Raw genomic sequence first — 17,368 nt, forward strand, 5'->3', positions numbered from 1 at the left:
GGAGTGTGCGTCAGTAGTTCGAACTCACAGTCGGAGAATCCGTGGCCACGACGACAGCGACGAGGGTCGCGTCCCTGGAAGGAGTCAAGCGGGTCGAGGGCCCCTTCCCGGGCTACCACAACGTGACCTACGCGGTCAGGCTCGACGCCGGCTCCACGCTCGGCCTGAAATTCCGCCGGATGAAACTGCGGGAACCACGCCCTGGTGTCTTCTGGTTCGACCTGCGGGTGTTCCGTTCCGAGGACCAGCTGCTCCCGGCCCTTCAGGGCCGGATTCCGCGCATTCCGCTCGTCACGAAGATCGACGGGCATGCGTCCGCGATCTCGTTCATCGAAGGACGCACCCTGAGCAGTCTGCGGGGCGCGGGCGGCAGCAGGACGGTCAGCGCCGCCTTCCTCGACCAGATCGAGGAGCTCTTCCAACACCTCGCGGCCTTCGACGTCGTGGAACTGCCGCCACCGCAGCAACGGCAGCGTGTGTGCACCTGTGTGCTGAGCCGAGGCGACGGAAGCTCCACGGCGTTCCTCCGGGAGTTGGTGCACTTCACCCGGAAGCACGTCTACGCCCCGCACCGCAAGAACTTCTCCCGGCTGCTGAACGACCTTGACGTGCCGGTAGGCGTGCTGAGCACGTTCGAGCGGGGACTGCCGCAGCTGACTCCGCGCCCCAACCGGCTGCTCCACGGCGACCTGCACCGGCAGAACTTCATCGTCGATGACGACGGCGCACTGTGGACCATCGACTGGGAGCTGGCGCTCGTCGGCGATCCGCTTTACGACCTGGCGACCCATCTGCACCTCATGCGCTATCCACTGCCGCAGGAGCGCGAGGTCATCGAGCGCTGGAAGCGGGCGGTGGGCGAGGCGGCGGCCAAGGGGGCGGATGCGGACCTGCCGCACTACGTGGCCTACAAACGCATGCAATCCGTCTTCACGGATGTCATCCGTGGGGCGACAGGTCTGAACGCCGTACTCGACTACGCGCAACTGCGGCAGGTCGCCGCCTCTGTCTGGCGCACCCTTCGTGCCGCTCAGGAGCCACTGGGACTGGAGAAGGTGGTCTCCCGGGTGGTCGTGGAGGCCGCCTTCGAGGACTGGCACCGGCGCCACGCCGCTCCCGTCACTGCAGGCCGAGGGCCATCCACTTGGCCGGGTCGGTGAGGGGTTCGAAGCCCAGTTTGGCGTAGACGCCGTGGGCGTCCGCGGTGGCGAGGAGGATGCGGCGCAGGCCCTGCGGGGGCGAGGTGGTCGCGTACGGCGGTCACCAGGGCTATGCCGAGGCCCTTGCCGCGGGTGGCCGGGTCGACGTAGACGTCGCAGAGCCAGGCGAAGGTGGTGTGGTCGGTGACGACGCGGGCGTAGGCCAGTTGCTCGCCGGAAGCGGTGTCGTAGAGGCCGAAGTTGAGTGAGTTGGCGATCGCGCTGTCCTGCTTCTCGCGGGTCCTGCCCAGCGCCCAGTAGGCGTCGGTGGAGAGCCAGTGGTGGACGCGGGTGGCGTCCAGCCGGGCGGGGTCCGTCGAGATCTCATAGGTGTCGTCGTTCATGGCGCGAGGCTGTCAGGGGTGGGGCGGCGGCGTCGACCCGATATCGCGTTGTCATAGCGTTGCTTACCTGTCCGCGAAGAACAATTAACTGGACCTTGACTGTCGTGGTGCGGCACGCTCGTCGGCATGGATCTGGACCGGCCGCTCGGCGGCATTCACGTGCCTTTGATCACGCCCTTCGACAGCGACGGGACGGTGGCCGTCGCCGCGCTGGAGACTCTCGCGCACGACGTCCTCGACGCGGGCGCGACCGGACTCGTCGCCCTCGGGACCACCGCTGAGGCCGCCACCCTCGACGTACGGGAGCGGGCCGCCGTCACCGAGATCGTCGGCCGGGCCTGCCGGGAGCGCGGGGCATGGCTGACAGTGGGCGCCGGGTCGAACGACACCCGGCGGTCGGGGGAGGAGCTGAGCGCGCTCGCGGGTACCGGGGCGGCCGCGGCGCTCGTCCCCGTGCCGTATTTCACGCGGCCCTCCGAGGCCGGGGTGGTCGCGCACTTCGAGGCGCTGGCCGCGGACAGTCCGCTGCCGCTGATCATCTACAACATCCCGTATCGCACGGGGCAGACCCTCGGCATCGACGCGCTGCTGCGGCTGGCCGCCGTCCCGGGCGTGGTCGGGGTGAAGCACGCGGTCGGCGGGGTCGACCAGGACACGGTGGCGCTGCTCGGCGCCGATCCGCCCGGCTTCGCCGTCCTCGCGGGCGATGACGTCTTCGCCCCGGCGCTGCTCGCCCTCGGCGCGGCAGGTGCCGTGCTCGCCTCCGCGCATCTGGCGACCGAGCGCTGGGTGGAGTTCTCCAGAACCGGCGACCGGGCGCTGGGGCACCGGCTGGCGGCCCTCGCGGCGGCGCTGTTCGCCGAGCCGAACCCCACCGTCGTCAAGGCCGTGCTGCACGCCCACGGCCGCATCCCGGGACCCGGCGTACGGTTGCCGCTGCTGCCCGCCGCCGGCCCATCGCTTGAGACGGCCCTCCGGGCATGGGACGCGGCAGGGGATACTCGGGACCATTCGCACGCATTGATCGGAGAGGCGTCATGAGGATCGGAATCGTCGGAGCGACCGGCCAGGTGGGCGGAGTCATGCGCAAGGTGCTCGCCGAGCGCGCCTTCCCCGTGAAGGAGCTGAGGTTGTTCGCCTCGGCCCGTTCGGCCGGCAGCACACTGCCATGGCAGGACGGCGAGATCGTCATCGAGGATGCCGCCACGGCCGACTACTCCGGGCTGGACATCGTCCTGTTCTCGGCGGGCGGCGCCGCCTCCAGGGCGCTCGCGCCCAAGGTCGCCGCGGCGGGTGCGGTCGTCATCGACAACTCCTCCGCCTGGCGGCTGGACCCCGAGGTCCCGCTGGTGGTGTCCGAGGTCAACCCGCACGCCATTGCGGACCGCCCCAAGGGCATCATCGCCAACCCGAACTGCACGACGATGGCCGTCATGCCCGTCCTGCGCCCGCTGCACGACGAGGCAGGTCTGACCGCGCTGATCGCCACCACGTACCAGGCCGTCTCCGGCTCCGGCGTGGCCGGTGTCGCCGAGCTCGACGGCCAGATCGGCAAGATCGCCGACAAGGCCGCCGCGCTCGCCTTCGGCGGCGAGAACGTCGAACTGCCGGAGCCGGGCGTCTACGCCCGCCCGATCGCGTTCAACGTGCTGCCGCTGGCCGGCTCGATCGTCGACGACGGCAGCTTCGAGACCGACGAGGAGCAGAAGCTCCGCAACGAGAGCCGCAAGATCCTGGAGATCCCGGAGCTGAAGGTCTCGGGCACCTGCGTGCGCGTGCCGGTCTTCACCGGGCACTCGCTGCAGGTCAACGTGCGCTTCGAGCGTCCGATCAGCGTCGAGCGCGCCTACGAGCTGCTGGCCGCCGCCCCCGGCGTCGAGCGCTCCGAGATCCCCACCCCGCTGCAGGCGGCCGGTCAGGACCCGACCTTCGTCGGCCGGATCCGCCGGGACGAGACCGTGGACAACGGTCTCGCCCTCTTCTGTTCCAGCGACAACCTGCGCAAGGGCGCGGCCCTCAACGCCGTCCAGGTCGCGGAGCTGGTCGCGGCGGAACTGACCGCCGCACGCTGAACGCGGCCGCGTACGCGCCGGGGCCGGGCCCCGGCGCGTACGTGCTGATCGCCGTCAGAAGGCCTTGCCGGTCTCCTCGGCGATCAGCACGTACGACGTCTTCCCGTCCAGCGACTCGCGGATGATGTCCGCGTGTCCGGCGTGCCGGGCCGCCTCCTCGATGAGGTGCAGCAGTACCCAGCGGGCGTCGACCCGCATGCCGGCCGGGAACCACGGCGCCTCCGGCAGCGGCACGCTCCCCTCCAGGTCCGGCAGGCCGCGGATCGTCTCCTCGGTCGCCCGCGCCACGGCCGCGTACTCCTCCAGCACCCCGGCCACGGTCTCGTCGCCGGTCAGCTGGAAGTCCTGGTGCCAGTTCGACTCGTCGCGCTCGCGGGCGCCCGGCCGCCCCATCAGCGTGGTCTGGACCCAGTTGTCCTCACAGCTCGCCGCGTGCTTGATCAACCCGCCCAGCGACAGCTCGCTCGCGCTCGGCCGGGACGCCGCCTGCTCGTCGGTCAGCCCCAGGACGGCCCGGCGCAGGGCGCCGCGCTGTGCCTCCAGGAAGGCCAGCAGGGCATCCCGCTCGCTCCGCTCGCCGGTCTTCCCCGTGTGCACCAGTGTCGGCATGACGACCACCTCTCGTTCGGTCTCGATGCCTCGACTCTAGGAACCCATGCGGTCAGTTTCGGTCCGCAACGTCCGCGGTCTCCGCGGCCTCTGCGGCGTCCACAGCGTCCACAGCGTCCACAGCGTCTGCAACGTACGCGCAGTCCGCAACGTCCACAGCGCACGTGCCGTCCGCAACCGGGGGGCTGGAGCCCAGCAGCCGGCGCGGCCCCGGCCCCTGCTCGCCGAGGGCGTCGTGCGGATTGGCCAGGTGGCACGAGGCGATGGACAGGCAGCCGCAGCCGATGCAGTCGGTGAGGCGGTCCCGCAACTGCTCCAGTTGGGCGATACGGCTGTTCAGATCGTCCCGCCAGCACTCCGAGACCATCGCCCAGTCCGCCCGGTTCGGCGTACGCCCCTCCGGCAGCAGCCCGAGGACCTCGCGGATCCGCGCCAGCGGAATGCCGACCCGCTGTGAGATCCGGATGAAGGCGACCCTGCGCAGTGTGTCGCGGCTGTAGCGGCGCTGGTTCCCGGAGGTGCGCCGGCTGCGGATGAGCCCCTCGCGCTCGTAGAAGCGCAGCGCGGACGGCGGGACGCCGCTGCGGTCGGACAGTTCGCCGACGGTGGCTTCCTTGGCGTTCCAGGGGAGTTGGGCGGTCATGGCAGCCACAGTAGTGGCCGACCTGGTGGCCGACCTGAACCATCGTTCACGTACGGGATCCGGGGCCACTCGGGTACCGGAGAAAAAACTTTCGCGGACGTGTCGATCCCGGCGGCTCCCGTTCGACGCATCAGTAGAGCAGGGTTCGGATGGCAGAGAAGTACGAGAAGGAGCGATCGCGATGCGCTACATGATGATGCTGCGGGTCCAGGAGAACACCGACCTCGTCCCCGGTGAGCAGCTGATGGAGGACATGGGCAAGCTCATCGAGGAGATGACGAAGGCCGGCGTGCTCCTCGACACCGGCGGCCTGCGGCCGACCGCGGAAGGCACCCGCATCAGGCTCTCCGGCGGCAAGCTGAGCGTGACCGACGGGCCCTTCACCGAGGCGAAGGAAGTCATCGGCGGCTACGCGATGATCGAGGTGAAGAGCAAGGAGGAGGCGCTGGAATGGGCCTCGCGCTTCCTGCGGATCCACGGTGACGGCTGGGAGATCGAGTCGGAGATCCGGCAGATCGAGGGGATGAACGACTGAGCGGGGCACGAACGATTGCCCGGGGCGGGAATGTCTGACCGGGAGCGGGTACGACCGACCGCCCCGGGCGGCGCCCATCGCCCCTGACCGCGGGTTTGCCGTCGCGCGGACGGGGATGCTCTGATGGGTCGCCATGACGGTACCCAGCGGCCGCCCCGAGGCCCACCGCGCGATCGAGGCGGTGTGGCGGATCGAGTCGGCGCGGCTCATCGCCGGGCTCGTACGGCTCGTGCGCGACGTCGGCCTCGCCGAGGAGCTGGCGCAGGACGCCCTCGTCGCGGCGCTCGAGCAGTGGCCCGGGTCGGGCGTCCCGGAGAATCCGGGCGCCTGGCTCATGGCCACCGCGAAGCACCGCGCGATCGACCTCCTGCGCCGCAAGGAGCGTCTCGCCCGCAAGATCGACGTGCTCGGGCACGAGCTGGAGAACGCGGGGCACGGCCCGCCGGCCGATGCCGAGGCCGTCCTCGACGGTGACATCGAGGACGATCTGCTGCGGCTGGTCTTCATCGCCTGCCACCCGGTGCTCTCCACCGAGGCACGCGTCGCGCTCACGCTCCGGCTGCTGGGCGGTCTGAAGACCGAGGAGATCGCGCGCGCGTTCCTCGTCCCGGAGTCGACGGTCGCCCAGCGGATCGTGCGGGCCAAGAAGGCGCTCGCCGACGCCGGCGTCCCCTTCGAGGTGCCGGCCGGGCCCGAGCTGGCCGACCGGCTCTCGTCCGTCCTCGAGGTCATCTACCTGGTGTTCAACGAGGGGTACGCGGCGACCGCCGGCGATGACCTGATGCGCCCCGCGCTCTGCGCGGAGGCGCTGCGGCTGGGCCGCGTCCTGGCCGCGCTCATGCCGAAGGAGCCCGAGGCGCACGGCCTCGTCGCGCTGATGGAGATCCAGTCGTCACGTTCGGCGGCCAGGACGGGCCCGGCGGGCGAGCCGGTCCTGCTGCTCGACCAGGACCGCTCGCGCTGGGACCTGCTGCTCATCCGCCGCGGGTTCGCCGCGCTGGAGCGCGCGGCCGCGCTCGGCGGCCGGCCCGGCCCTTACGTGCTGCAGGGCGCGATCGCCGCGGGCCACGCCCGGGCCCGCACCGCGGAGGAGACCGACTGGCGGACGATCGCCGGGCTCTACGAACAGCTCGCCGCGCGCGCTCCGTCGCCCGTCGTGGAGCTGAACCGCGCGGTCGCGCTGGCCATGGCGTACGGGCCGGCCACCGGACTCGAGCTCGTCGACACGCTGACGTCCGAGCCGTCCCTGGCCGGCTACCACCTGCTGCCGACCGTCCGCGGCGATCTCCTCGCCCGGCTCGGCCGGTACGAAGAGGCCGGTCAGGAGTTCACCCGTGCCGCCTCCCTCACCCGCAACGCCCGCGAGCGCACCCTGTTGGAGCGGCGCGTCGCGGAGTGTGAACGGATCAGTGACGGCTCTCACACGCCCGATTGAGCCTTTTGCAAGCGATGTGCTTGCAATAGCTAGCATCGATGGTGCAGCATCGGGACATGGCTTCACTGAACGTCGGCAACGTCGGCGAGTACCTGCGGGAGCAGCGGCGCAACGCGCAGTTGTCGCTGCGGCAGCTCGCGGACGCCGCCGGGGTCTCGAACCCCTACCTCAGCCAGATCGAGCGCGGGCTGCGCAAGCCCAGCGCCGAGATCCTGCAGCAGCTCGCGAAGGCGCTGCGGATCTCCGCGGAAACCCTGTACGTCCAGGCCGGAATGCTCGAGGAGCGCGACCGGGACGAGCTGGAGGTGCACGCGGCGATCCTGGCCGATCCGACGATCAATGAGCGGCAGAAGCAGGTGCTGATCCAGATCTACGAGTCGTTCCGCAAGGAGAACGCCGTGGTGGAGGAGCCTGTACCCGTGGACCCGACGCCGGCGGACCCGGTGCGGCCGAAGACCGTTCGACCGGCGCGTTCGTAGCGCGCCCAGCACACCGTGCGCAGACCGCGCACGCAGGAATCGCACGCACTCACCGTATGCACGACCACGCGTCAACAACCCCCGTCCGGGAGGACCCTCATGGCGATCACCGATGACATCGTGAAGACGCTCAAGGACCCGACTCCGCTCTACGCGGTGGCCGGTACCGCCGACCTCGCCGCCGAGAAGCTGCAGCAGGTGCCCGCGCTGATCGAGCGGATCCGCGCCGAGGCCCCCGAGCGCTTCGAGAAGATCCGCAACACCGATCCGAAGGTGCTCCAGGACCGCGTCGCGGCGCAGGCCAAGGACGCCCAGACGAAGGTGACCGAGGCCCTCGGCTCCGTCGAACTGGACCTGAAGAAGATCGGCGAGTCCGTCCAGGACTTCGCGCTCCAGGGCGTCGGCCGGGCCGCCGAGGCCGCCGTGAAGGTCCAGGAGACCTACGGCACGCTGGCCGAGCGCGGCAAGGGCGCCGTCGGCGACCTGGCGCGGCGAGGTGGCCGACGAGATCGAGGAGATCGCCGTGGCGGTCGAGCCCGACCCGCGCCCGGCCGCCGCCGAGTCCACCTCCACCCCCACGGCGGACGCCTCGGTCTCCGCGCCGGCGAAGAAGCCCGTCGCGAAGAAGGCCCCCGCCAAGAAGCCGGCGGCCAAGCCGGCCGAGTAGTACGCGCCGCGCAACGGACGGGCCGGGCACGCGGGGCGTGCCCGGCCCGTTGTGCATGCGGTACCGATACGGTGGCGGCGACGGTTTCCCGGGCATCGGGCCGGCTCGGGCATACGGACGAAAAGGCGGTGGGCGACGTGTTGGTCACGGGGTTCTTCGGGGTGGTGGCCCTGGTGTCATGGGGGCTGTTCCTCTTCGCGCTCTTCGCGTTCATCGATGCCGCGGTGCGCCGCGAGGACGCCTACCGCGCGGCCGACAAGAAGACGAAGCTGTTCTGGCTGATCGTCCTCGGGCTGGCCGCGCTGGTGATGAAATTCTTCTCGATCTTCGACTTCCTGCCGGCCTTCGGCCTGGTCGCCGTGATCGTCTACATGGTCGACGTCCGTCCGGCCCTGAAGCAGATCTCCGGCGGCGGACGCCGCGGTGGCAGCAGCAGCGACGGCCCCTACGGACCGTTCCGCCGCTGAGCTCTGTCAGGGATCCTCAGCCGTCGGACCGCTGGAGCTGGGCCGGCAGGCCCGTGATCCGGGCCGGGGCGACGCGGTCGAGCAGCACGACGGCGACATCGTCCGTCAGCTCCCCGCCGTTCAGCTCGCGTGCCTCGGTGACGGCCGCGTCCAGCAGGTCCTCACCGCGCAGCCCGCCGGCCAGCTGGCGGGTGATCATTCGGACCATCCCGTCCTGGCCGAGCCGCTGCGTACCCTCGCCTATCCGGCCCTCGATCAGCCCGTCGGTGTAGAGCATCAGGCTCCAGGACGTGCCCAGTTCGACGTCGATCCGGCTCCACGCGGTCTGCTCCAGCAGTCCGAGCGCGGGGCCGCCCGCCTCGTACGGCAGGAGCCGCGGCACGCCGTCGGCGCCGGTCAGCAGCGGGGCCGGGTGCCCGGCCAGATACAGATCGGCGCTCACGCCGTTCGGCGCGATGTCCACCGTGCAGAGCGTCGCGAAGGTCTCGTCGTCGGCGCGCTCGTTCTCCAGGACCTTCTGCAGGGTGCTCAGCAGCAGGTCGCCACTGAGCCCGGCGAAGGTCAACGCCCGCCAGGCGATCCGCAGTTGCACACCGAGCGCGGCCGCGTCCGGGCCGTGCCCGCAGACGTCGCCGATCATCGCGTGCACCGTGCCGTCGGTCGTGCGCACGGTGTCGTAGAAGTCGCCGCCGAGCAGCGCGCGGCTGCGCCCCGGCCGGTACATCGCCGCGAACCGCAGATCCGCTCCCTCGAGCAGGGGGTTGGGCAGCAGTCCGCGTTCCAGCCGGGAGTTCTCCTGGGCGAGCAGCCGGGTCTCGGTGAGCTGGCGCTGCGCGAGGTCGGCGCGCTTGCGCTCCACGGCATAGCGGATCGCCCGGGTCAGGTGCGAGCCGTCGACCTCGTCGCGGGTGAGGTGATCCTGCGCGCCGATCCGTACCGCCTCACCGGCCTCGCCCGCGTCACCCCCGCCCTCGCCGGTCAAGACGAGGACGGCCGTGGTGGGTGCGATCAGCAGCAGCCGGCGCAGACTCTCCAGCCCGTCGCCGTCGAGCACCAGCAGGACGCAGTGCACGTCGTCGGTGAGCAGCCGCTCGGCCTCGGTGAGGTTGCGCGCCCGGCGGATGCGTACCCGGGTCCCGGCGCCGTCGAGCAGCTCGGGCGCGGTGAAGGTGCCCGCCGGGTCGTCGCCGATGACCAGCAGGGTCAGCGCGGACGCCGACGGATCCTGGCGCTGCCGGGGCAGCGGCAGGACGGCGCAGCCGTCCGCCTCACCGGCGTGCGGTACCCCTGTTGCGGTCATCGGACGGTTCCTTCCCTCCCCCCGAGGGTCATTGACAGGCGACCCTAGCGGCAGCGCGCGGTGTGGCGGGAGGCCACGACGTAAACCGCCTGTGTCATATGCGGCGGTCAGAGGGGGATTTCAGCTCCGATACGGCGATCCGGACATGACATACATCACCCGGCTTTCGCGGTTGACGCGCACTCTGTGCAACGCCCGGCAGGACGCCCTGTGCGATAAACGGCCACCCGGGGCCACCCGGGGGCTCGCGGGTGCGCTGCCGGCCGGGGGCCGCGCCGGTCACCCGGGACGGACCACGCCCAGGATCCGCATGGAGCCCGCCCCGGCCATGGTGACGTTCCTGCCGGGCCGTGGCGCGTGCACGATCGCGCCGTCCCCTACGTACAACCCCACGTGGCCGGCGTCGTCGAAGTAGATGACCAGGTCGCCGGGGCGCATCCGGTCGACCGGCACGTGCGGCAGCAGCCGCCACTGCTCCTGCGACGTCCGCGGGATGGTCCGGCCCGCCGCCGCCCACGCCTGCTGCGTCAGCCCGGAACAGTCGTACGCGGACGGTCCGCCCGCGCCCCACACGTAGGGCTTGCCGATCTGCGCCGCCGCGAACGCCACCGCCCGCCGGCCCTGCGCGCTCGCGTCGCCCGCCGCCCGGGGCAGTTGCGCCAGCTTCTTCGCCTCGTCGCTCCGGGTCCACGCCAGCTGCGCCTGGTACGCGGTCTCGTCCTCCAGCCGCTGCAACCGCAGTCGCTCCTGTTCCCGCAGCGAGGCGAGCAGCGCCTTCGCCTCGGCGAGCCGTGACTCGACCTGCGCCCTGGCGTCCGCGGACTTCTTCCGGGTCGCGACCAGCGCCTCCCACGCGGCGGTGGCCGCGTGCGCGTAGCCGTCCAACGCGGTCCGGGTGGAGGTGAGGTCCCGGATCGTGGCGTTCGCGGCGCGCGCCCCGCGCTGTGCCAGACTCGCGTCCGCCAAAAACGTGTCGGGGTCGGCGGAGAGCGCGAGCCGCACCTCGTCCGTCATCCCGCCGCCGCGGTACTGCGCCCGCGCCATCGCCCCGACCTGGTCCTTCAGCGTGGCCAGGCGCGTCTGGGCGGCGTCCAGCGAGATGGCGAGCGCGACCAGGTTCTTCTGCTGCGCGAGCACCTTCTCCTCGGCCGCGTTGAACGACTCGGTGGCCGCTTCCGCCTGGTGGTAGAGGGAGGCCACCTCGGCCTGCACCTGGGCGAGTGTCTTCGGCGGCTCGGCGTGCGCGGCCCCGGGCACCGCCAGCGTCGCTGCCGCGTAGAGCAGGGCCGTGCACACGACGGTCACGCCGCGCGATGGTTTCGCCGCCATCGTCACCACCTCGTATCTGACGGATCGTCACATGAGGGGGGATGGTGCCACGAGGTGCCGCAATGTGACAGGGGCAGCGGGGAATTGGCGTCCGGGGCGCGGGTGGGGTCGGTCGGTCCAGGGTCCCTCGGTCGGAGGTCCGTCGGTTTGGGGGGCCGTCGGTTTGGGGGGTCCCACGGTCGGGGGTCGGTCCGTCGGGAGTCCGTCCGTCGGGAAGTCTGCCGGACCTGGGCTCAGGAACCGCGCGGGGCCAGCGCCTCCCAGCGCACCGTGACCTCGCCCTGCCGCCAGCGGTCCGCGCGGTCCGTCACCGGCCAGCCGCCCTCCGCCAGGAGGCGCACGCTGCGGATCCACCGCTGCCGCGCGCCGAGCGACGCGAACGGCGCCGCCGTCGCCCACGCCCGGTCGAACTCCGTCAGGAACGCGTGCACCGGCTCACCGGGGACGTTCCGGTGGATCAGCGCCTTCGGCAGCCGCTCCGCCAGATCGGACGGCCGGTCCAGCGACCCCAGCCGCGTCGCGAACGTCACCGTGCGCGGGCCCTCGGGCCCGATCGCCACCCACACGTGCCGGCGGCCGATCTCGTCGCAGGTCCCCTCCACGAGCAGCCCGCCGGGCGCCAGCCGGGCCCGCAGCCGGTCCCAGACGGCCGGCACGTCGCCCTCGTCGTACTGCCGCAGCACGTTCGCCGCCCGGATCAGGACCGGCCGCCGGCCGGTTCCCCCCGGTAGCGCCACCTCGAACCCGCCGTGGGCGAACGTCAGCCCGTCCCGCCGGTACGGTTCCGCCGCCGCGACCCGCGCCGGGTCGATCTCCAGCCCGACCACCACGGCGTCCGGCCGGACCGTACGCAGCCGCCCCAGCAGCTCGACCGCCGTCCATGGCGCCGCCCCGTACCCCAGGTCCACTGCCACCGGGTCCGCCGCCCGCCGCAGCTCGGGCCCGAGCACGGACGCGATCCACCGGTCCATCCGGCGCAGCCGGTTCGGATTCGTGGTGCCACGGGTGATGGTCCCGACGGGTCTCGCCATGGTTCGACTTTAGGCGCCGGCTCTCGGGGGGCGGCCGCGGGCCAAGAGCCAACCGCCTCCCACCCCCGGCAAAAAGTTCGGTAAAACGGAAATGGGAATGGACGGTTCCGGCGTTCCACGGTTGAACGGATCCGTCCGGCCGAATGGAGAGCGGCGTGACCCAGCACATGGCACGGCTCGGTGCCCTGCGCGGCTACGCGCAATCGCGCCGACTGCGCCGGCCCGTCCACGGCCGCGGCGGCCCGCGCCGAGTGGCGATGCTGAGCGTGCACACCTCGCCCCTCGACCAGCCCGGCACCGGCGACGCCGGGGGCATGAACGTCTACATCGTGGAGCTGGCGAAGCGTCTCGCCGAGATCAACGTAGAGGTCGAGATCTTCACCCGCGCCACGACCGGCGCCCTGCCGCCCTCCGTCGAGCTCGCCCCGGGGGTCCTCGTCCGGCACATCGACGCGGGCCCCTACGAGGGGCTGGCCAAGGAGGAGCTGCCGGCCCAGCTCTGCGCCTTCACACACGGCGTGATGCGGGCCGAGGCGGGCCACCGCCCCGGCCACTACGACCTCGTCCATTCGCACTACTGGCTCTCCGGCCACGTCGGCTGGCTCGCGGCCGAGCGCTGGGGCGTCCCCCTGGTGCACGCCATGCACACCATGGCGAAGGTCAAGAACGCCGCGCTCGCCCAGGGCGACACGCCCGAGCCGGCCGCCCGCGTCATCGGCGAGACCCAGATCGTGGAGGCCGCCGACCGGCTGATCGCGAACACCGACGAGGAGGCGGACGAGCTCGCCCGCCACTACGGCGCGCAGCCCGCCAAGGTGGCCGTCGTCCACCCCGGCGTGAACCTGGACCGTTTCTCTCCTGCCGACGGCCGCGCCGCCGCCCGGGCCCGCCTCGGTCTGCCGCAGGGCGCCCTGATCCCGCTCTTCGCGGGCCGCATCCAGCCGCTCAAGGCCCCCGATGTGCTGCTCCGCGCCGTCGCGATCCTGCTGGACGAGGATCCCTCGCTGCGCGAACGGCTGGTCGTCCCGATCGTCGGCGGCCCCAGCGGCAGCGGCCTCAGCAAGCCGGAGCGGCTGCACAAGCTGGCCGCGCGGCTCGGCGTGGGCGACGTCGTACGGTTCCAGCCGCCGGTCGACCAGCAGCGGCTCGCGGACTGGTACCGGGCCGCGACGGTGCTGGTGATGCCCTCGTACAGCGAATCCTTCGGCCTGGTCGCGATCGAGGCGCAGGCCTGCGGCACGCCGGTGGTCGCCGCGGCCGTCGGCGGGCTGTCGGTGGCGGTCAGGGACGGCGAGACCGGCTTTCTGGTCCCCGGCCACGACCCGGTCGACTACGCGCGGGCGCTGCGCCGCTTCGTCGACCAGCCGCACCTCGGTGAGCAACTGGGGGAGGCCGCCGCGCGGCACGCCCAGGAGTTCGGCTGGGGGAGGGCGGCGGCGTCGACGGCCGACGTCTACTCCGCAGCGATGCAGGAACACCGCCGTCACCTACGATCGGTTCATGGCTGAGCACGGACAGACAGCAGGAGCGGGACAGGCCGGGCGGAGCGCGAGCGGCACGGCGCCCCACCCCGGCGAGCAGATCGCCCGCGACACGGTCGAGCAAGCGCTCGAGGAAGCCGGGCTGGAGTGGGAGAGCCCGCAGCCCGGCACGTACGTCGCCAAGATCCCCGGCACCCGCAAGCTCTCCACCACCTGCTCGCTGATCGTCGGCCGGCACACGCTCTCCCTCAACGCCTTCGTCGTCCGGCACCCCGACGAGAACCAGGAAGCGGTCTACCGCTGGCTGCTGGAGCGCAACCTCCGGCTGTACGGGGTGGGTTACGCGATCGACCGGCTCGGCGACGTCTACCTGACGGGCCGGATCCCGCTCGCCGCCGTGACCGCGGACGAGGTGGACCGGCTGCTCGGCGCGGTCCTGGAGAACGCGGACGGCTCCTTCAACACGCTCCTCGAACTCGGCTTCGCGGCCTCGATCCGCAAGGAGTACGCCTGGCGCGTCTCGCGCGGTGAGTCGACCCGAAACCTGGACGCGTTCACACATCTGACCGGAGCCGACAAGCCCGAATTGTCGGACGGCTGACCGCACATCCCTCGGTGGCTCGGGTCTCCGGGCAGCTCATTAACTCGTGACGGCTGCCGGCAGACTGATGCCGTCTGACCCCTTCCCGCCGCCCGCCGGGCCATGGCACCCTCATGCCGTCGCACATCTGAATAGTGTTCAGATACGTGAAAGGCGGGGTCATGACGATCAGTCGCAGGAGACTGCTCACGGGAGCCATCCAGGTCACCACGGCGGCGGTGGCCGCCACCGCGCTCGGCGGCCGCACCGCCTTCGCGGCAACGGCAACGGCAGCGGCAACGCCCACCGCGGAAACGGGGTCCACGGGCGTGCCGTCCCCCCTCTGGGCGGAGTTCAGGGCCACGCCCTACACCCACCCGCAGATCCCGAACGTCGCCCGTGCGGGCTACAACGGCGGCGAGCGGACGTTCCCCCGCCGCCCCGTACGCGCCAACGTGCTGCACTACGGCGCGAAGCCGGACGGCTCCGCCGACGCCGCGCCCGCCATCAACCGGGCCATCGCCGAGGTCGGCAGGCGCGGGGGCGGCACGGTCCTGCTGCCGCGCGGCACCTACCGGATCGACGACGTCATCCAGCTCGGCTACAGCGACGTCACCCTGCGCGGTGAGGGCAGTGGCGCCACGAAACTCTTCGCCACGCGCTCGCTCACCGAGATCATCGGCGCCTACGGCAGCCGGTACGGCGGCACCAAGTCGTCCTGGTCCTGGGCCGGCGGCCTGGTCTGGGTCTGCCCGCGCGAGCGCTACCGCACCCTGACCGACGCGATCAAGGCCAAGGCCTGGCCGTTCGAAGGCTGGACCGGCAACAAGCGCGACGAGTGGCAGACCCTCGCCACCATCACGGCCGTCGCGCAGCAGGGCGACTTCACCGTCACCGTCGACACCGCCTCCCACCTGCGCCGCGGCGACCGCGTCCTGCTCCAGCTCGCGGACGACGCCCAGCACAGCCTCCTCGACCACATGGCGGGCGACGTCGACGGCGCCGCGACCTACGACTGGTCCGACAAGACCAAGGTCCTGTCGTACGTCCCCTACGAATGGCCGGCCCGCGTCACCGGCATCCGCGGCCACCGCGTCACCCTCGACCGGCCGCTGCCGCTCGACACGCGCCTGGGCTGGGCCCCGAAGCTGACGTCGCTCGTCGACCCCGTGGTGAACTCCGGGGTCGAGGGCCTCACCATCGAGATGGTGGAGACCCCGCAGGCCCAGCACCTGCTCGACACCGGCTACAACGGCCTGGTCCTGCAGTGCGCCTGGGACTGCTGGGTGGACGACGTGCGCGCCGTCAACGTCGACAACGGGTTCCTGCTGGTCGCCGCCAAGGGCTCCACGCTGCGCCGCACCCGCGTGTCGGGACGCGGCAGCCACCACCCGTACTGCTGCCGCGAGGGCTCGCACGACAACCTGATCGAGGACTTCGCCATCGACCAGCGCACCGTGATCCCCGCCCCGGCCGGCACCCAGCTGCACGGCATCAACGTCGAGGGGCTGTCCAGCCACAACGTCTGGTCGCGCGGTCGGATGGACATGGGGACGTTCGACACCCACCGCGGACTGCCGTTCGCCAACGTCCGCACCGAGATCACCGTCTTCAACGACGGCTCGCACGGCGGGGACGCCAGCGCCGGACCGCTCTACGGCGCCCGCTTCACCCACTGGAACGTCACCGTCGCCAACGGCAGGGCGGGGTGTATCAAGATCGACGACGTGGCTCCGTACAGCGCCACGGCCGGCATCTCCGAGGTCACCGCGTTCGGCCAGATCGACGTACCGGACTTCACCGGCCCGCTCCACTCCCGACTGGAGTCCTACGGCACCCCGGCGATCACCCCGCCGAACCTCTACGAGGCCCAGCGCCGCCTCAACGGCTGCTCCTGACGGCAGCGGGGGATGCCGGTGCCGGCCCGGAAGCCGGCATCGGCACCTCTTCCCGCGCGACCGCCTCCAGCGCCTCGACCGTGTCCGACTCCACGGCCTTCACCGGACCCCGCGTCCGCAGCAGCGCCCAGTACCCGGCCGCCGTGACCGTGCCGACGACCGCGCAGGCGCCCCACGCCGCCTCGCCGCCCCAGCGGTCGAGCGCGAAGCCGCCCGCGAGGGGGCCGACGAAGGAGGCGGCCGACCAGGAGAGCGAGAACATGCCCTGGTAACGGCCGCGGGCCCGCGCCGGCGCCAGGTCGGAGACGATCGCCATCGAGGCGGGCGCGTGCACGATCTCGCCGAGCGTCCACACCGTGACGGTGAGCGCGTAGAAGCCGACCGTGCCGGCGAACGCGGTCAGACCGAAGCCCCAGCCCATCAGCAGGGCGCCGGCGGCGAGCAGCGAGGCCGGGCTGCGGCCGGTCATCATCCGCGTGACGGGGATCTGGAGCAGCACCACCAGCAACCCGTTGAGGCCGATGACCAGGCCGTACTGGCTCGCCGTGAACCCGGAGCGGCCCATGTCGACCGACAGGGTCGTGGCGCCCTGCTGGCCCACGGTCCCGAGCAGGAAGGTCAGTCCGACCAGCGCCATGAACCGCTGGTCGCGCAGCACCTGGCCGAGCCCGGCGGGCTCCTCGTCCACTTCCGGCACGGTGTCGGCGTCCGGCAGGGTCTCCTTGACCTTGAGGAAGACGACGATCGCGCAGAGCAGCGTCATCAGCGCGTCGCCGAGGAAGAGCCAGACGTACCCCTGGGCGGCGATGAGTCCGGCGACGCCCGCCGAGACGCCGAAGCCGATGTTGATCGCCCAGTAGTTGAGGGCGAAGGCCCGCACCCGGTCCTTGGGCGGCACGAGGTCGGCCAGCATCGCCTGGAGGGCCGGCCGGGAGGCGTTGCTGGTGACGCCGACGAGCCCGGCGACCACCGCGATCGCCACCGGGTGGGTGACGAAGCCGAGCAGGGCGGTGACCGCGGCCGTGCCGAGCTGGGCGACGAGCATGGTGGCGCGCCGCCCGACGCGGTCCGCGAGGACGCCGCCCACGACGGACGCGATCGAGCCGCCGAGCCCGTAAAGCGAGGCGACGAGGCCGGCGTACGACGCGGAGAAGCCGCGGTCGACGGTCAGGTAGAGCGCGAGGAAGGTGACGACGAAGCCGCCGAGCCGGTTGACCAGAGTGCTGGTCCACAGCCACCAGAACTGGCGCGGGAGTCCGGACATGGTCTCGTGCACAGCTCGTCTGACGTCCGGCACTC

At 71.8% G+C, this 17,368-nt stretch carries 15 protein-coding genes and 3 pseudogenes; 11 read left to right on the top strand and 7 right to left on the bottom strand.

Going from position 1 to position 17,368, the window contains the following annotated elements; all coding sequences use genetic code 11:
- Window positions 1–41 precede the first annotated feature (41 nt).
- On the top strand, window positions 42–1,160 hold the full coding sequence (locus tag M2266_RS19860) for a phosphotransferase (protein ID WP_277439395.1): 1,119 nt from the start codon (window positions 42–44) through the stop codon (window positions 1,158–1,160).
- Here M2266_RS19860 and M2266_RS19865 read toward each other — a convergent pair.
- A pseudogene (locus M2266_RS19865) lies at window positions 1,120–1,543 on the bottom strand (GNAT family N-acetyltransferase). The gene M2266_RS19860 and the pseudogene M2266_RS19865 sit on opposite strands and share 41 nt — an antisense overlap.
- 126 nt (window positions 1,544–1,669) lie before the next feature.
- Between M2266_RS19865 and M2266_RS19870 the strand changes: the two are divergent.
- Both M2266_RS19870 and M2266_RS19875 read left to right on the top strand, forming a co-directional pair.
- A complete protein-coding gene (locus M2266_RS19870) occupies window positions 1,670–2,584 on the top strand; it encodes a dihydrodipicolinate synthase family protein (protein WP_277439396.1) in 915 nt (304 codons plus the stop codon).
- Window positions 2,581–3,615, top strand: a complete 1,035-nt coding sequence (locus tag M2266_RS19875; RefSeq protein WP_277439397.1) for an aspartate-semialdehyde dehydrogenase — start codon at window positions 2,581–2,583, stop codon at window positions 3,613–3,615. Before M2266_RS19870 ends, M2266_RS19875 begins: the two co-directional genes overlap by 4 nt.
- 54 nt (window positions 3,616–3,669) lie before the next feature.
- On the opposite strand, the gene M2266_RS19880 is transcribed toward M2266_RS19875, so the two are convergent.
- Together M2266_RS19880 and soxR are read right to left on the bottom strand one after the other, a co-directional pair.
- Window positions 3,670–4,224: a DinB family protein gene (locus M2266_RS19880; RefSeq protein ID WP_277439398.1), complete on the bottom strand. Its 555-nt coding sequence runs from the start codon at window positions 4,222–4,224 to the stop codon at window positions 3,670–3,672.
- 193 nt (window positions 4,225–4,417) lie between these two features.
- Window positions 4,418–4,867, bottom strand: a pseudogene (gene soxR / locus M2266_RS19885) (redox-sensitive transcriptional activator SoxR); the annotation flags it as partial.
- A 181-nt stretch (window positions 4,868–5,048) separates the two neighbouring features.
- Between soxR and M2266_RS19890 the strand changes: the two are divergent.
- The 5 genes and pseudogenes from M2266_RS19890 to M2266_RS19910 all read left to right on the top strand — a co-directional run bounded on the left by M2266_RS19890 (window position 5,049) and on the right by M2266_RS19910 (window position 8,450).
- Window positions 5,049–5,402, top strand: coding sequence for a YciI family protein (locus M2266_RS19890; RefSeq protein WP_277439399.1), 354 nt, complete (start codon window positions 5,049–5,051; stop codon window positions 5,400–5,402).
- A 133-nt stretch (window positions 5,403–5,535) separates the two neighbouring features.
- The gene (locus M2266_RS19895; protein WP_277439400.1) at window positions 5,536–6,837 is read left to right on the top strand and encodes an RNA polymerase sigma factor; all 1,302 of its coding nucleotides are present in this window, start codon (window positions 5,536–5,538) and stop codon (window positions 6,835–6,837) included.
- A gap of 56 nt (window positions 6,838–6,893) precedes the next feature.
- Window positions 6,894–7,316, top strand: a complete 423-nt coding sequence (locus M2266_RS19900) for a helix-turn-helix transcriptional regulator (RefSeq protein WP_277439401.1) — start codon at window positions 6,894–6,896, stop codon at window positions 7,314–7,316.
- Window positions 7,317–7,415: 99 nt separating this feature from the next.
- Window positions 7,416–7,983: pseudogene (locus M2266_RS19905) on the top strand (hypothetical protein).
- 137 nt (window positions 7,984–8,120) lie between these two features.
- The gene (locus M2266_RS19910) at window positions 8,121–8,450 is read left to right on the top strand and encodes a DUF2516 family protein (RefSeq protein WP_277441276.1); all 330 of its coding nucleotides are present in this window, start codon (window positions 8,121–8,123) and stop codon (window positions 8,448–8,450) included.
- A 16-nt stretch (window positions 8,451–8,466) separates the two neighbouring features.
- Here the strand turns inward: M2266_RS19910 and M2266_RS19915 are convergent, their stop codons facing one another.
- From M2266_RS19915 to M2266_RS19925, 3 genes are all read right to left on the bottom strand, one after another.
- A complete protein-coding gene (locus M2266_RS19915) occupies window positions 8,467–9,750 on the bottom strand; it encodes a fused response regulator/phosphatase (RefSeq protein ID WP_277439402.1) in 1,284 nt (427 codons plus the stop codon).
- Between the two features lie 279 nt (window positions 9,751–10,029).
- Complete coding sequence (locus M2266_RS19920; RefSeq protein WP_277439403.1) at window positions 10,030–11,079, bottom strand: NlpC/P60 family protein; 1,050 nt, start codon at window positions 11,077–11,079, stop codon at window positions 10,030–10,032.
- A gap of 233 nt (window positions 11,080–11,312) precedes the next feature.
- Window positions 11,313–12,110 (bottom strand): class I SAM-dependent methyltransferase, encoded by a 798-nt coding sequence (locus tag M2266_RS19925; protein ID WP_277439404.1) that lies wholly within the window; start codon window positions 12,108–12,110, stop codon window positions 11,313–11,315.
- Between the two features lie 155 nt (window positions 12,111–12,265).
- Between M2266_RS19925 and mshA the strand changes: the two genes are divergently transcribed.
- The 3 genes from mshA to M2266_RS19940 all read left to right on the top strand — a co-directional run bounded on the left by mshA (window position 12,266) and on the right by M2266_RS19940 (window position 16,069).
- Window positions 12,266–13,618, top strand: a complete 1,353-nt coding sequence (gene mshA, locus M2266_RS19930; RefSeq protein ID WP_277439405.1) for a D-inositol-3-phosphate glycosyltransferase — start codon at window positions 12,266–12,268, stop codon at window positions 13,616–13,618.
- Window positions 13,611–14,192, top strand: a complete 582-nt coding sequence (locus M2266_RS19935) for a YbjN domain-containing protein (RefSeq protein ID WP_277439406.1) — start codon at window positions 13,611–13,613, stop codon at window positions 14,190–14,192. The genes mshA and M2266_RS19935 overlap by 8 nt, the downstream gene beginning before the upstream one ends.
- Before the next feature lie 161 nt (window positions 14,193–14,353).
- On the top strand, window positions 14,354–16,069 hold the full coding sequence (locus M2266_RS19940) for a glycosyl hydrolase family 28-related protein (protein WP_277439407.1): 1,716 nt from the start codon (window positions 14,354–14,356) through the stop codon (window positions 16,067–16,069).
- On the opposite strand, the gene M2266_RS19945 is transcribed toward M2266_RS19940, so the two are convergent.
- Window positions 16,053–17,333 (bottom strand): MFS transporter, encoded by a 1,281-nt coding sequence (locus M2266_RS19945; RefSeq protein ID WP_277439408.1) that lies wholly within the window; start codon window positions 17,331–17,333, stop codon window positions 16,053–16,055. The two genes, M2266_RS19940 and M2266_RS19945, sit on opposite strands and share 17 nt — an antisense overlap.
- Between the last annotated feature and the right edge of the window lie 35 nt (window positions 17,334–17,368).

The organism is Streptomyces sp. SPB162 (genome assembly GCF_029504575.1).
In the GTDB taxonomy this organism is placed as follows: domain Bacteria; phylum Actinomycetota; class Actinomycetes; order Streptomycetales; family Streptomycetaceae; genus Actinacidiphila.